A 14,951-nucleotide genomic window follows, 5' to 3' on the forward strand; every position below is an offset into this window, starting at 1 on the left:
TCCAGAGGTCTCTGACCCGGGGCCTGAGCCCAGCCCGCCGCAGCAAGACGAGAATGTCCCTGGGCCCATGGGCCAGGGTGAGGATGCGCTCATCCAGCCGGACCCGGCGCCCGCCGCATTCCGAAGGCGGGATACACGATCACTCGGCATTCCACCCCTCCGGGCTGCGACGCAGTCTTGATGGCCGCATCCTGGAAGAACGACCCTGTCCGGAGTTTTCTGCACCTCCCCCGCGTACGAGCCCAGCACGCCGCCGGGGAGTGACCGCCTGACACGGCAACCATCGAGGTCCGCAACGAATGCACGACAAGGAAACGACCGCGCTCGTCGTGATCGACATGATCAATACGTACGAACACGACACGCGCGCGCGACATCGGTGTGGACGTCATCTACGTCAACGACAATTTCGGACGCTGGCGCTCCCATCACGACGAGATCCTGGACATGGCGCTCGCCGGTCCGCACGCCGACCTGGTCGAACCGGTCAAGCCCGACGCCGACTCGCTGTTCGTCCTCAAGGCCCGGCATTCGATCTTCTTCCGAACTCCGCTGGCGTACCTCCTGGAGCGGCAGAACGTCGGCCACCTCGTGCTGTGCGGGCAGGTCACCGAGCAGTGCGTGCTGTACTCGGCACTCGACGCGCACATCCGTGACCTTCCGACGATTGTCGCGAGTGACGCTGTCGCCCACATCCACCGCGACCTGGCGGACGCGGCGCTGCGCATGATGGAGCGCAACATGGGCACCCACCTCTGCGCGGCGGACGAGGTCCGGATGGGCGTCGAGACCGGTTCAGGGCTCCCGCTGCCCTGACCGGCCGCTCTTTCACGAACCCGAGGGCCTCTAGCGAGCAAACCCTCGCGGAGGCAGGAAGACCCGGACACCGCCTGGGCCGAACCTGATGCTGGGGGCTCCATCAGCTGCCCCCATCGAGGGCAGCGGGCGGGGCAGCTTCGCCCGGCCGTCGTGTTTGCTTTGGCGAAGCGGCCGCCGTGGGCCCTTCACACGACCAGGCGGGTGGACCGTTTGCACGGTACGCCGGCTCTCAGGGACCCTCCTCACCACTGGCGACGCGGCGAGCCAGGCGGATGGCAATGCGTCTGCTCTTCGGTCCTGAGGCGCACGATGGTGGGGGACGGATCGGCGAGCAAGGGTGGCGACTGGATGGCGCGGTCCGATGACGTGCTTCGGATGTTGGGTGGCCTGTTGCAGGCCGGTCACCTGGCGAGCATCGAGCAACTTCCCGGGCTGGTGGCCGAGCACGCGGCGAAGGCGGAGCTGGAGGACGCCCGCGTTTATGTGTCGGACCTGCGACAGGAGGTGCTCCGAGAGCTGACGGGCGTCGGGCTCGATGCCGGCCGGGACGGTGAGGAGCTGTGCATCGAAACGACGCTGCCGGGGCGTGCCTTCCGCCACACCCGCATCATGACCGCTCCGGGTGCCGGACCGGGTCGGCAGCGCCACTGGGTGCCGATCCTTGACGGCACGCATCGTCTGGGCGTCCTGCGGGTCGACGTAGCCCTCGGGGTGGGCCTTGATGCGGCCGAGTATCTCGCTTCTCTGGTGGGACTGCAGCTCGTCAGTAAACGGCTTTCGAGCGACTCGCATGCGCGTCTGGTGCGCGTCGAGTCCATGAACATCGCCGCCGAGATGCAGTGGGCGCTCATGCCCCCGCGGGCGTTTGCCGACGGCCGGGTGGTGGTCTGCGCCGAGATGGAGCCGGCCTACCGGGTCGGCGGGGACGCATTCGACTACGCACTGGCGGGCGACGTACTCCATCTGGCGGTCTTCGACGCCATGGGCCACGACAACGCCGCCGGGCTGACGTCACAACTCGCGATGGCCGCCTGCCGTAATCAGCGCCGTCACGGCGTCGGCCTTGCGGCGGCCAGTGCCGCCATCGAGGAGGTGCTCATCGAGCAGTTTGCGCATCAGCGGTACATCACGGGCGTGCTGGCCGACCTGGACCTTTCCACCGGCCGTTTCACGTGGGTCAACCGAGGTCACCCGCCGCCGGTGCTGATCCGTGGCGGACGCTGGGTGCACGTCCTTGACTGCCCGCCCTCGCACCCGATGGGCAGCGACCTGGGCCTGCCCGTCCAGACGTGCCACGAACATCTCCAACGCGGCGACCGCGTCCTGCTCTACACCGACGGCGTCACAGAAGCCCGCGACGCGCAAGGCAACGAATTCGGCCGGGGCCGGTTCACCGACTTCATCATCCGCCAGCAGGCCGATGGCATGCCGGCCCCGGAAACGTTGCGCCGACTCATGCACGCAGTCGTCGAGCACCATCGTGGAAGGCTCAAAGACGACGCCACCGTCCTCATCTGCGAATGGATCGGAGCTGCCCCGTAGCGGCACACGCTGGTTCAGCATGGCGAACTCTCACCCCCTGCACACATGGCCAGCGCCTGAAGAGCGCGAGCGACCCCGGCCGCTTTCAAAGGGTGCCATGAGGGGCTCGGCGTCCAAGCGAAAGTCAGGTGGCGGCCTGGAACTGAGGTGACGTGCGAGCCGACCCTTACTCGGTCAGGCAAGGCGGCTTGCTGGTCCGCGAGGCGCTGATGGGCGTCCAGCAGACCGCGGTAACGCGGCGGGCAACCAACTCGGCGTCGCCGGGCACCAGCGGGGGACTCGCGCAGTGCACGCACCCGTCCCCGGGTAGACGCCACTGTGGGTGGCCCGTCGGCAACGCGTTCGGATTATCACGGACCTTCCCGGCGAGCCGTCGTGCGGCCCCAGATACCTCACACCCAGCGGACGGCTCAATCGCCCAGACCAAGCCTTACCCGAGGGGAGTACGGACCGTTGAGTACCGCCCTGTTGCCCTTCACCGGACAGGACAAGGCCCTGAGGCACCTACGTGGGATTGCAGGCCGCCGCGTTCGGATCATCTACACCGCGGACCTGGCCGTAGCCGTCAGCAAAGTGCCGCGCATCGAATGCACCCGCAAGGCACTCAGATGGCATCTGGAAGACTTTTCCTGGCTGGGAGCTGCTCGCATACATCGCAGCACCGTAGACGCCCTGGCTCAGCACACCAGCGTGCTGCCGCTGAAGTTGGCCACCGTGCACCGGGACCAGGAACTATGGGCGGCGATGGTGGCAGCGCACCATCAGCACTTCACCGACGTGCTGACCTCGCTGGCTGGCCAGCAGGAGTGGGAGGTGACCGTCTACGCTCTGCCCGTCGAAGAGCCCCCCATACCGCCCTTGCCTCAGGCAACGCGCTCCGATCAAGCCTTCCTGCCAGTGCACGACCAGTCGTACGATGCTGGTCACCATCAGCGCGAGGCGCTGGCGGCAGCCGACCGGCTCCATAGGAAACTCACGGGACGGGCCACCGCCTCCCGCCGGCACCCCCAGTCCAGGGCACGCCTTACCGACGAACCCGGAACCACCATCAGCAGCACCGCCTACCTCGTACGCCGCGATCAAGCAGAAGCCTTCACCCGCCTGGTCAAACACCAGGGACGACCTCGGCCTCGACGACGAGCGTGCGACTTCTCTTGCTTCGGCGGCGTGGCAGCGGCAGCGGGTCGGGGCTCCCTCTCCTCGGCCTCGCGGATCTTCGCGTCGACCGCGTCGATCTGCAGCTGCAGGTGGATTACCCGCAGCCGCTCAGCATCAGGTGGTAAGTCGCTCACATGTTCGACTGTACGTTGGTCAGCGTGTCGAGCCAGCGGGGTCAGCTCTCGGTGGCCGTCTCGTCAAGGAACGAATCATGCGGCGTGACGGAGCGGCCCCGCCGAAGGCCCCGGAGGAAGCGACGGGACCGCGCCTTCGTGCCCACCCGGCCAGCCGCGTGGACCACTCGCATGGCCAGGCAGACGTTTGGGCGACCCCGCCACGAGGGCTGCGTCCCCTCCGCATGGGCAGGGCCACACTTCCAGGATGCACCCGCGTTCCGCGCGAGACACGCTGGATATTTGCCCATCAAGGAGCCGTCCGTCATCGTCCTTCCGCCCATGGACGGCCGCGGGGTAACGATCAACGGGGTCTACTTCGGAACTGCCCGCGACATGACAGAACTGGAGCAGTTCCTTTGGCTCGCTGGCTTCGATTTTGCATGGTTCGACATCGCCGACCCCGACGTGATCGAGTGGCGCGGTGGCGGCCCCAACGTGTGGTGACGGGCCCGCCCGGCCTTAATCGGCCCCCGTAGGGCCTAATCCGGCCGGACGGACAAGTTCAGACTACGACGGCAGCCGGCGCCTGCCACAAGCGCCAGCCCCCTGCTCGCTGTACCGTTCGCGCACTGCAGGCATCATGTGGCGTCGCGGGCACATGGTCCGTGCCCTGCGACTGTCGGCGCAGCGCGCGCCACACTGCGGTGATCAAGAAATGCGATGCCTGCAGCGTGAGTTGGCCCACAGGTCTGCGAGTTGCCGGTCGGGGGGCACCCGGCCTTCAGGCTAAGGATCGTTGCGGTCTCGGCAGCGAGGCGGTCCCAGTCGGTGAGGAACGGCCCGGGCCGGTCGGTTGGAGGCCAGGACGTCGGTCCGCCGACCGAGGACGTATGCCGGCACTGCAGTGGGGCAGGCCTGCGCGGATCCGCCGCGGGCTGGTGGTAGCGCGGCGAGTGGCGGGGGAGCGGCACAGCCAAGCCGGCGCCGCTCCTTCGAGTGGCCACCGCTCCGGGCCGCCGCACCAGCCCAGACCGAACTGTTGACACGCTATGAGCACAGTCGAGAACGACCTCTTCCCGCCACCCGACCACGACGCCGTCGACATCGTCCTCACCGGCCCCGTCGACCAGGTCGCCTACGTCCGCGCATGGATTCAGGCTCGCGCCACCGACGGAAGCAGCATGCTGCTCTACCTGCCCGAGGAGAGCAATAGTCAAGAGTTGTGGTTGCGGCGTTCTGTGGTGGATGCGGTGATCTCGGCTGCCGCGCGTTCGGCTTCCTCTCGCACGTCCGTGTCGGGGTGGTTGAGGAAGGGCTCGATCAGTGGGCGAGCTTGCGGGTCGTGCGTTGCGCCGAAAATGTAGAGCGCATGAGGGAGGAGCTCGGGCTCCATCGTCGGCATGTCGGCGGCCAGCGGTTGGACGATGCCCAGCGGCAGGCTGTGGTGGTTGAAAGCTTCGCTGATCGAGTTGAGGGCAGACTCGCGGACCATGGCTACCGGTTCGTTGACCGCTAGGCTGACCAGGCGTCCGACGATCAGACGAGTCGAATCCGCGTCGAGTGCGGTGCCGCGCAGGAGGTCCCCCAGGACCGAGGCGGCGACGTCCCGCCGGTTCGGATCGCGGTCGGTCAGCGCTTCAAGTGCCGCAAACATGTCTTTCACGCGGCCACCTCGCACCGCTCCACCAGGATGCCGTTCTCGAAGCGCGCGCCGGCACGGACCAGGGGCACCAGGTGCGCGCCGGTGATCGCGCGCCATCGCGCTTGAGCGGACTCGACGAGTTTGAACACCATGGAGAGCGCCGCTGCCGGGCTGCCGGCACCGCGGGTGACCTTGGTGCGGAGCTTGACGGTGGAGAAGGTGGACTCAATGGGGTTGGTGGTCCGCGGGTGGATCCAGTGCTCGGCCGGGAAGTCGTAAAACGCCAGCAGCTCGTCCCGGTCGTCGGTGATCTTCGCGACGGCCTTGGGCCACTTGGCTCCGTAGGTGCGGGCGAACGCTTCGATCGCCCGCTCGGCGTGGGCGCGGTCCTCAGCGTTGTAGATCTCCTGCATGGCCTTCGTCGCGCCCGGCTGCGCGGACTTCGGCAGGGCGTTCGTGACGTTGCGGGCCTTGTGAACCCAGCACCTTTGATGCCGTGCTGCTGGGAAAACCTCGGCCAATGCCCTCCACAGACCCATCGCGCCGTCGCCGACCACCAGTTCCGGGTCGCGCATGCCGCGTCGGCGGCAGTCGCGCAGCAGGTCGGCCCACGACTCCGTGGACTCCCGCAGCCCTTCGGCCAGTGCGATCAGCTCCTTCGTGCCGTCCAGGCGAACGCCGAGTAGGACCAGCACGCACGAGTGCGCCTGGCCGAGCCGGACCTTGGGGCGCACTCCGTCGGCCCACACGTAGACGAAGTCCCGGTCCGACAGGTCCCGCTGCTGGAAGGCGGCGTGGTCGTCGCTCCACTGCTTGGTCAGCCGGGTCACGGTCGCTGGCGAAAGGCCGGCTGTGCTGCCAAGAAAGGGGCACCGACGAATTGCTCTGATCAGGGCTTTACGTGGAACCAAAAGCGGCCGTTTCCCACGTGCATCAAGATCGTTTCCCAGATCTCAGGTCACACCCTGCAAGTGCAGGGGATCTCGAGCATTGGTCAGGTCACGTGTGCGTGTAACCCTCGGTGCGCACCAGTTCGACAGCGGAGGCCTCCAGTCGCGACGCGCAGACGCCCTCAGGAATACGGCCAATAGTGCGCTCGGCCCTCGGCCCTCGGAGCGCGGGAAGTGCGGGAGTGGTCGTCCTGGTGAACGCGCTTCCCCGAGCTGCGCCTGGCCGTGGCGCCGGACGAGCTCCGGCCCGCTGCGCGCAGTGGGGGTACCTCGGGGCGAGTACGAGCGCCCCGCCATGGTCCGCCGGTCCCCCCAGCATCAGCCCTCGGGTGGGAACCGGGCGCCCATCTCTGCGGCCACGTGTGCCACCGGGCGCCCGGCCTGGAAACGCTGGACCAAGAGCCGCCTGCCGTGAACGGTCAGTCGGGCATTGCGGTGGGACACGAAGACCTCCGCGCGGTGCAGTCATAGACAGCTCCACTGCATCGGAGGTCTTCGCCTTGATCAAGCCCTCGCAGGTGTCAACAACGCTCGTGGTCCATACAGCTAGCGGAAACCTTTCGGGCTGTGTGCACGGGTCAGCGGGTGCCCCGCGGAACGAAAAGGATCTTGCCGGTGCGCTCGGGCCTGGCCGCGTGGCTCAGGGCGGCCTCGTGCTCCTGAAGGGAGTACGTCGCCTCGACCGGAGCCTTGAGGACGCCCTGCTCGACCAGCGCGGCAAGCTCCGCGTAGACCTCCTCGCGCTTCTCCCGCGGAGTGTCGCGGATCCAGTTGAGGATGAAGAAGGCGCGCAGCACGATGCCGCGGTAGATCAGGTCGCCGACGGGGACCGAGGGTGCCTGTCCGGTGGCAGCGGCGAAGGTGACGACGGTGCCGCCGTCCTCCAGCGACCGCACCAGCGCGGCGGTCTGCTCGGGGTCGGTGGTCCCCTCCAGCGCCAGCCGCAGCTGTCCGCCGTCCAGCGCGGAAGCGATGCGCTCGCCGAGTTCCGGGCCGTCGACGACGACGGCGTCGGCGCCGAGTGCGCTCACCTGCTTGGCCGCTTCCTCGCGCCTGACGACGGCCAGGGTCTTGATGCCGGCCTGCTTGGCCAGGGCGATGACGTAGTGCCCGACCGCGGAGTTGGCGAGGTTCAGACCGATCCAGTCGCCGGGTCGCAGTGCGACGTAGTCGTGCAGGAGCGCGCGGGCCGTCGCCGGGTTGACGGGGAGCATGGCGAGCTGGAGGACGTCCGCATCGTCCACGACGGACAGCGGCACGACGGTGTGGGCCGGGAGCACGACCTGCTCGGCCCAGGTTCCCTGGACGAAGGTGGGCAGGATCAGGACGCGCCGGCCGGTCAGGGACCGGTCCACGTCGTCGCCGACCCGCACGACGCGGCCGACTCCCTCGGCGCCCAGCGCCTGGGGCAGTCGGGGCTGGGCCGCGAACCAGCCCATGGTGAACAGCAGGTCCGCATTGTTGACGGGTGCCGCGTCCACCTCGACCAGCACCTCGCCCGGGGCGAGAGCCGGTTCGGGGCCCTCGACGAGCGAGACGGTGTCGTTGAGGTCTCCGCCGACGGCGGTGAGCGTGAGATGACGCATGACGGATCAGTCCTTAACGAGAGAGTGAGTGGCGTGGCCGCCAGCCGCTTACATTCCTAGCATCATCTATTCACGCCGTAAAGCCCTTGCTGGATAGCCCCTTACTCGTATGCTGGGGACATGAGCAGCCCCGGGAGCAGACCCACCACGCCGCGACAGGCGCCTGGACTCGCGGAGGCGGTCGTCGAACTGCTCAACTCACGCCCCCACGCCACCCCGCGGACCCCCGACACACTCACGGACGCCGCGAGCGCCGCGCCGCTGCTGCTCCTGTTCGGCCGGACAGCCGCAGCACCCCTGTCCGACGACGACGTCGCCCAGGTGCGCTCACTACGGCAGGCCCTGACCGAGGCCGTCCACCTGCCGGGCACCGAAACCGGGCACGCCGCATGGACGGAGATCAACCGGCTGGCCGCCACCACGGGCTTCCACCACGCCTTCGACGGCGACGGAAGCGTCGACCAGCACCAAGTCTCCGGATCCCCCGCCGCGGGCGCCGTCATCCGCGCGATCGCCGCCCTCGTCGCCGGCGGCCAGTTCTCCCGCGTCCGGATCTGCGCCCACCCGGACTGCCAGCACGCCTTCTACGACGCCACACGCAGCGGCAACCAGCGATGGCACTCCTACGAAGTGTGCGGAAACCGGGCCAACGTCGCCGCGCACCGAACCCGCGCCAAATACGGGTCTGTCCAACGAACGGTGTAACTCGGGTTGTGTGGGTTATCGGCGGCCGAGGGAGAGTCGGCAGCGCTCCGAACGCTGGGGCGACCGGAACGAAGCACCCTTCACCGCATTCCAGCAGGTCGCATGTTTCGGTGTGGCAGACACCTCTGCACGGATCCACCCCGTTCTGATCATCCGGCAGACCGGAGCGAGACCCCTGTGACGTGGAGCCCGGCCAGGTGGAGGGCCGTGGTCTCGCGTAGCGGTGGCCGCGCCACCTGACCCACCCACACCGCTTGCCGGCCTTGTGTGCGGCCGGAGCGCAACAGGGTCCTCAACGACGTTCTGCTCGCCGTCCGTTGCGTGAGCGCCGTCGGCCGCGTCGGGGAGCATCGCAGACGGTAGGTGCGCCCGCGAGGAAGTGACCGCCGGTGCAGCGGCATTGCTGCACCGGCGGGTCTGTTCGCAGACGTGGGCCCTGCTGTGGTGCATGGCATCCTGTGATGGACACCAGCCCCTGATCGACGCGGGGGCGGGCTTCCTCCCAGATGTACTGCGCAGGACACCTCGAGCCGTGTGCAGGTGCGCTCCAGGGTTCGGCGCCCTGCCGCAGTGGTACAACTGCCGCACGGCTATGGCTCCTGAGGAGACGTCAGGTCACGTAGGAGGCGCCAGCCCGGCGGTCACTCCGTGCGCAGGCCGTCCGGGCGCATCATCCGCAACAGCGCCGGCATGGTGAGCGCCGTGACCGCGGGAATCACCGCCCCGCCCATTGCCGTCATCTCGCCCACGCTCGCCCAGTCGACGTGGAACGGCGTGTGCACCATTTTCAGCAGGGCGGCGCCCAAGCCGAGGCCGCCCACCACGGCGACGGTGAGCCCCAGGAAGACGGGGACAGCCGTTTGCCAGAGCACGGACAGGGCGAGCACGGATCGCCGGGTGCCGAAGGCGACCAGGATGGCCAGCAGCTTCCGGCGCTCGCGCAGTTGCTCCAGTGTGGAGACCAGCAGGCTCACGGCGATCAGGACCAGGGTGAGCGTGGCGCCGATGAACAGGCCGCGGCGGATGGTCTCGAATCTGTCGGACACCATGGTGGCACTGAACTGATCGACCACGATAGAGGGGTCGATGAGCGCGGCGGTGTTGCGGGCGCGCTCGACCGCGTCCGGGGTCGGGTCGAGGATCAGCATGAGCCGGACCTTGGGCCTGGGCAGGTGTGCTACGTCCAAGGCGGCCGGGGTCGCCAGGATGCCCCACTCCATGCTTCCGTCGGGCGCTACGCGATGGTGCACCGTGCGGGCGTCGGCCGGGATGCGCCAGGGCTGTGGCGTGCCGGTGTAGCGTTCCGGACCGGGCATGTTGAGGTCGAGCGTGGCGCCGGGCTTGAAGAGGGGGGAGTCGCCGATCTCCATCATGAAGACGTCACCGTCAGCGCAGTTTGCTCCGACATTGGCGAATTCGCGGAGCGCGGAGCAATCCCCCAGGAAGAGGGGGACGGACTGGAGTTGGTCGAGGGACTTGAGTGTCGAGGCGTTTCCCTGGGCGGCCTCGCCCTGGACGATGCCGATCACCGAGCGGACGCCTGGGGTGTCGACGAAGGCCTTCGTCACCTGCTGCGCCTGCGCCCCGCTGTCGACCCTGTACTGGATGCCCAGCTGGGCGCGGCTCGGGTCCTGGCCGGTCGGCGTGATGAAGTCGCCTTGGATCCCGGTGAACAGGGTCTGCAGGGCGATCGCGCCCGCAACGGCGACGGTGACACCACTGACCATACGGGCGGCGGCGCTGCTGTGGAGCTGCATGCGGCGGGTGGCCAGCTGCCAGGGCAGCGAGCCGCCGCGGAAGCGGCCGACGACCCATTCGACGAGCCACGGCAGCACGGCGGTGAGACCCACCAGCAGCAGGACCACACCGAGGGTCACCTGGTAGGGGTTGACCCCGGTGTCCTCCTGGGAAACGGTTCCGAAGAGCGGGGCCAGCAGCCCGATACCGGCCAGCGGGATCAGCAGCCGCCACCACAGCCGGCGTCGGCGCGCCGCGGCGTTGCGTACGACGCCGAGCGGCTCGATGGCGATGCCGCGCATCGCCATCAGGGTCACCGCGACCGCCGCGGAGGGCACCGCGATCGCCACCAGGGCGGCCAGGACCGGAGCAGGCCTGATGTCGGAAGGGAACGCGCTGAGGTCGTACACCGTCACACCGCGCGCGAAGTGCCGGGCGAGCAGGAAGAAGCCCGTACCTACGACGAGTCCGAGCAGTGAGCCGAACAGCGCCTCGCCGGCCGCGACCCGCCGGGTCATCCGGCTGTCCGCGCCGACCAGACGCAGTGCGGCCAGTCTGCGGTCGCGGCGCTCGCCGCCGAAGCGGACGGCGGTGCCGATGAGGACGCCGACCGGCACCAGCAGCACCACGATGCCGAAGATGAGCAGCAGGGTCAGCACACCGCCCAACGGTTCGCTCGGCCCTCGTTCCCGTCCGAAGTCGGGGATGCGGGTGGCGTTGCCGGTCTTGCCGTCCGCGGATCGTGCGACGAGCTTGTCGCTGCCCGCGTAGTAGGCCATCTCGGCGGACCCGACCAGGCCCCGGTCGCCGATGGTGCCGGTGATCCGGTAGTTCAGGCGTTCGCGCAGCAGTTCGCTGCCTGGCTCGTCGAGCAGGCGCTTGAGGGCGGGGGAGACCACCATCTCACCGGGTGCCGGCATCGTCTTGACGCCCGGCGGCAGCGAGGGCCGGTCGCCGTCCGCCTTGAGCAGCAGACCGCGGATGTCCGCCCCGCCAAAAGTAGTGTCGGCTTGCGCGAACAGTACGGTGCTGGCGGTTCGCTTGGGTTGGGCCTTGTTCCAGGAATAGTCCCGGTCGTAGCCGCGGTCGTTGCGGGCGCTGATCATGGCCGGGACGGAGGCGGCCAGCAGCAGGAGTGTGACGCCGAGGCCGACGCCGATGGCGGTCAGTACGGTGCGGGTCCAGCCCTCGCGGCCGCCGTTCGCTCCGAAGCGCATGCCGAGGCCGAGGTCGCGAATCCAGGTCCGGAAGGTGCCGCCGGTCCCTGCTTGTTCGAGGGCGCTCATGCGGCGCGCTCCATGTCCTGTGACGTGCCGTCGCGGACGACGACTTCGCGGTCGGAGTAGGCGGCGACGCGTGCTTCGTGGGTGACCAGGACGACGGCTGCGTTGGTGTCGCGGGCGGCGTCGGTGAGCAGGCGCATCACACGCTCGCCGTTGAGCGAGTCCAGGGCGCCGGTCGGCTCGTCGGCGAAGACCACCCGCGGGCCGGTGACCAGTGCGCGGGCCACCGCGACGCGCTGGCCCTGGCCGCCGGAGACCTCGCCGGGCCGCTTGCCGGTGAGGTCGTCGACCTCCAGCCGGGCCATCCACTCCGTGGCGCGGGTCTCCGCCTCCTTGCGCTTGACGCCGTTGAGCCGCAGCGGCAGCGCCACGTTCTCCACGCAGGTCAGCTCGGGCACGAGCTGGCCGAACTGGAAGACGAAGCCGAACTCGCCGCGGCGCAGGGCGCTGCGCTCGGCGTCGCTCATCGCGGTCAGCTCCCGTCCCTGGTACAGCACCTGGCCGGAGTCCGGCCGCACGATGCCGGCCAGGCATTGCAGCAGCGTCGACTTGCCGGAGCCGGAGGGCCCCATCACGGCGACGACCTCACCGGCCCGTATCGCGAAGTCGGCGCCGTCCAGGGCCGGGGTGGGCCCGTAGGCCTTGTGCAGGCCGACGGCTTCCAGCAAACGGTCCGTGGTGGTCATGCGCGTACCTCCGCCGAGAGTCGGTCCAGTCGTGAAGTGGTGAGTTCCAGCCACCGCAGGTCCGCCTCGAGGTGGAACAGGGCGTGGTCGCAGACCAGGTGGTCCGCGAGGTCGCCGTCGCGCTTGCGGACGGTCAGTTCCCGCATCAGGCGCAGGTGCTCCGAGCGCTGGGTGTCGAGCAGGTCGGCGGCGCTGCGGCCGGTCAGCAGCGCGAGGACGACCTTGGTGTAGAGGGTGCTCTGAAGGTAGGGCTCGGGCTTCTCCGGTTCCGCGAGCCACTTGCCGACGTCGGTGATGCCTGCGTCGGTGATCGCGTACCGCTTGCGTTCCGGGCCGCCGCCGGCCTCGATGCCGTCGACCTCGACGAGCCCGTTCTTCAGCAGCCGCGCCATGGTCGAGTAGACCTGACCGTAGTGCAGCGGGCGGTCGTGGCCGAACTTGTGGTCGAATTCCCGTTTCAGGTCGTAGCCGTGGCGGGGGCCGGACTCCAGGAGCCCGAGCAGGGTGTGGCCGATGCTCATGCGAAGGACTCTACACGAGGCGTATACACGCAGTGTATAGATCTTGTGCATAGTGACGAGGGTGTGACACAACCGTCTCCGACCTGCGCTGATCGGGCGTTCCCCTCCAGGCCGCTACGTGGCGCGGAGTTGCGGTGCCGAGTCGTTCCCCACCGTGAGCAGTGTGCGCGGGGTTTTGGTGGTTACTGGGGTTTTAGGCGTGTTGTCGTCGTGGTGAGTCCGGTTTCGGCGAGGCAGCCGTCGATGAGGTCGCTGCGGTACTGGATCTTTCGGAGGCCGCGGCGAAGTGCGCGGATGAGGTGCTCGGGGTCGGCGAATGCGGTGTTGGCCTGGCAGCTGCGTCGCAGCAGTGACCAGATGCCCGCGACCGGGTTCAGGTCGGGTGCGTAGGGCGGCAGGTAGTGGACCGTGAGCCAGTCCTGGCTGTCGATGAAAGCCCGCATGCGAGCGTCCTTGCGCCCGTTCAGGTTGTCCCAGATGAGAACGATCGGGCCAGCGAGCTGCCGGTGTGCTGTGATGAGCAGGTCGCGGTAGTCGGTCCAGGCGAAGCTGCGCCGGCCGCCGCGTTTGTGGTCCTCGTGCCGTCTGCACACCGGGCGGGGTCGCGCTCCGACCCAACTCCGCCCCCAGAATGGCCTTCCCCGGTCCGGGAGCGGTCCAACAGAGGAGGCTACGGCGTCCACATCGTCGGGCCGACCCCACGCCATTCGACAACCTCGCCGCTGTACAAGTCAGCTATCCGCAGTGGGAGCCCAGCGCGGCGCACGAGCGCGACCAGGTCTCGCGGAGCGTATGCGAGGCCAAGGACTTTCCCGTCGTAACGCACACGGCGTCCCCCGCTACCCGTCGGCGGGTACACGATCACACGGCAGTTCATGCGGCTAGCGTGACCCCAGCCACGAGCAGTCGCATGCTGGTAGCGCAGCCCCGTCCACGCGGGAGACGTCACAGGGAGGGGCCGCCCCTCACTCGGCTGCGGCGACTAGCTTGCGGCCCCCTGCAGGCCCGCGGAGGCTAGATGCAGCGCCGAGGGTTTGTCCACCTCACCCAAGACGTCCTTCGGCCGAGGGCCAGGCCCCTGCCGTGCGAGAGGCGGGGCCTGGCCTACATCTTCAGCGCTCGGCAACGAGCCTTTGCGGGCATTCTGGAAAAGCGAGCCTGCCCGACGTGCCTCCACACGCCCGCAAGACCGACCGGGAAGAAGGGGCCCCCACCGCCGCGGCTGCGCGGTGAGGGCCTCGCAATTTCCCGGGGGCGGGCGCACCATTTAAGTGCGGCCTCGTCGCCGTCCTTCCCTGACTAGAGGCGGGGCCGCCCGCAAGTGTCCGCCCGACTGGTCGTGTGAACCATCCACGAGGCCCGGGCCCCAGCCGGGCGGGCTCAGCACTCGATAGAACCTCCAGCCTGCGGACCGCCCACCCACCTCCTACGAGCCCAGCCGACTCCATGGATCTTCGCGCTGCCCTCGGAAACCCCTACTTCGAGGGTTTCAGCCGGGGCGATGCGAGGTAAGGCGATCTGCCGGAGCCGCCCGTTTCGCCCCCCGACCGGGCGGTTCCCCGAGGGCTCCCCTCTCTCGGCGGTCAGCGCCTTGCAGGCCGCGGTCTGCTCCACTCGGGCCCCGGTCGGTGAGGAGGACGTGATGGACGAGAACACCCGCGTGCATCTCCCCGGAAAGAAGGTCCCGGTCAGCGGCATCTATGAATGCACCTGCGGCCAAGGCCACCGCTTCGTCAGCACGGATGTGGAGGGCCACACCTTCCCATCGGTCCCGAAGGACTGCTCCGGCATCGGCTGGAATCTGCTAATCCCCGCCCACGCGGAGCGAAGCCCCTAGGTCCCCCAAGCAGCCCGCCCGGTTACGTGGTGAGGGCCGGGCGGGCGCCCTGCGCGGCCCCGCCGAACATGGACCCGTCTGACGCGTCGGCACTCATCCCCGGATGCAGAGCGGCTCATTGGGCCGGCGCTTCATTAGACGGAGGGGTTCGACAGCGATGCCATGATCCGGATCGACAGGTTTTGCGGGGGCCGGGCGCACCCGACCACCTACCGGATGAGTCTGTTCGTGCCGGACCCCGCGTGTGACCTGGCTACGATCGCCTTGATCATTGTGGGCTTGATCCTCTTTGACGGACACCTGAGATCAGGGGTTTGCGCCCCGGAAGGAAGATGTCTGTCATGGAGAGCATGGGGAAGAAGAAGCCGC

The 14,951-nt window shown here is 68.7% G+C and carries 10 protein-coding genes and 4 pseudogenes; 6 read left to right on the top strand and 8 right to left on the bottom strand.

What is annotated here, in order from left to right; all coding sequences use genetic code 11:
- Window positions 1-299 precede the first annotated feature (299 nt).
- The 4 genes and pseudogenes from ABZ312_RS43840 to ABZ312_RS43855 all read left to right on the top strand — a co-directional run bounded on the left by ABZ312_RS43840 (window position 300) and on the right by ABZ312_RS43855 (window position 4,139).
- Window positions 300-816 (top strand): annotated as a pseudogene (locus tag ABZ312_RS43840) (cysteine hydrolase family protein).
- Window positions 817-1,167: 351 nt separating this feature from the next.
- Window positions 1,168-2,361 (top strand): PP2C family protein-serine/threonine phosphatase, encoded by a 1,194-nt coding sequence (locus ABZ312_RS43845; RefSeq protein WP_500331679.1) that lies wholly within the window; start codon window positions 1,168-1,170, stop codon window positions 2,359-2,361.
- A gap of 375 nt (window positions 2,362-2,736) precedes the next feature.
- Complete coding sequence (locus ABZ312_RS43850) at window positions 2,737-3,741, top strand: GvpL/GvpF family gas vesicle protein (protein ID WP_500440102.1); 1,005 nt, start codon at window positions 2,737-2,739, stop codon at window positions 3,739-3,741.
- 194 nt (window positions 3,742-3,935) lie between these two features.
- Window positions 3,936-4,139 carry a hypothetical protein gene (locus ABZ312_RS43855; protein WP_500440103.1) on the top strand — a complete coding sequence of 68 codons (204 nt, stop codon included), beginning with the start codon at window positions 3,936-3,938 and terminating at the stop codon, window positions 4,137-4,139.
- Between the two features lie 709 nt (window positions 4,140-4,848).
- Here ABZ312_RS43855 and ABZ312_RS43860 read toward each other — a convergent pair.
- From ABZ312_RS43860 to ABZ312_RS43875, 4 genes and pseudogenes are all read right to left on the bottom strand, one after another.
- Entirely contained in the window at window positions 4,849-5,289 is a 441-nt protein-coding gene (locus ABZ312_RS43860; RefSeq protein WP_500331696.1) for a HEAT repeat domain-containing protein, read from the bottom strand.
- Between the two features lie 5 nt (window positions 5,290-5,294).
- Window positions 5,295-6,143: pseudogene (locus ABZ312_RS43865) on the bottom strand (IS256 family transposase); the annotation flags it as partial.
- Between the two features lie 426 nt (window positions 6,144-6,569).
- Window positions 6,570-6,671, bottom strand: a pseudogene (locus ABZ312_RS43870) (IS481 family transposase); the annotation flags it as partial.
- Between the two features lie 134 nt (window positions 6,672-6,805).
- A complete protein-coding gene (locus tag ABZ312_RS43875) occupies window positions 6,806-7,813 on the bottom strand; it encodes a zinc-dependent alcohol dehydrogenase family protein (protein WP_500440104.1) in 1,008 nt (335 codons plus the stop codon).
- Window positions 7,814-7,933: 120 nt separating this feature from the next.
- On the opposite strand from ABZ312_RS43875, the gene ABZ312_RS43880 reads away from it, so the two are divergent.
- Window positions 7,934-8,518, top strand: a complete 585-nt coding sequence (locus ABZ312_RS43880) for a CGNR zinc finger domain-containing protein (RefSeq protein WP_500320839.1) — start codon at window positions 7,934-7,936, stop codon at window positions 8,516-8,518.
- Between the two features lie 641 nt (window positions 8,519-9,159).
- On the opposite strand, the gene ABZ312_RS43885 is transcribed toward ABZ312_RS43880, so the two are convergent.
- The 4 genes and pseudogenes from ABZ312_RS43885 to ABZ312_RS43900 form a co-directional block, all read right to left on the bottom strand.
- Window positions 9,160-11,541, bottom strand: a complete 2,382-nt coding sequence (locus ABZ312_RS43885) for an ABC transporter permease (RefSeq protein WP_500440105.1) — start codon at window positions 11,539-11,541, stop codon at window positions 9,160-9,162.
- Window positions 11,538-12,224, bottom strand: a complete 687-nt coding sequence (locus ABZ312_RS43890; RefSeq protein WP_500440106.1) for an ABC transporter ATP-binding protein — start codon at window positions 12,222-12,224, stop codon at window positions 11,538-11,540. Before ABZ312_RS43890 ends, ABZ312_RS43885 begins: the two co-directional genes overlap by 4 nt.
- Window positions 12,221-12,745, bottom strand: coding sequence for a PadR family transcriptional regulator (locus tag ABZ312_RS43895; RefSeq protein ID WP_500440107.1), 525 nt, complete (start codon window positions 12,743-12,745; stop codon window positions 12,221-12,223). The genes ABZ312_RS43890 and ABZ312_RS43895 overlap by 4 nt, the downstream gene beginning before the upstream one ends.
- 182 nt (window positions 12,746-12,927) lie before the next feature.
- A pseudogene (locus tag ABZ312_RS43900) lies at window positions 12,928-13,356 on the bottom strand (transposase); the annotation flags it as partial.
- Window positions 13,357-14,387: 1,031 nt separating this feature from the next.
- Between ABZ312_RS43900 and ABZ312_RS43905 the strand changes: the two are divergent.
- On the top strand, window positions 14,388-14,582 hold the full coding sequence (locus ABZ312_RS43905; RefSeq protein ID WP_500440108.1) for a hypothetical protein: 195 nt from the start codon (window positions 14,388-14,390) through the stop codon (window positions 14,580-14,582).
- Window positions 14,583-14,951 lie beyond the last annotated feature (369 nt).

This window comes from Streptomyces sp. NPDC006207 (assembly GCF_040613835.1).
GTDB lineage: Bacteria > Actinomycetota > Actinomycetes > Streptomycetales > Streptomycetaceae > Actinacidiphila.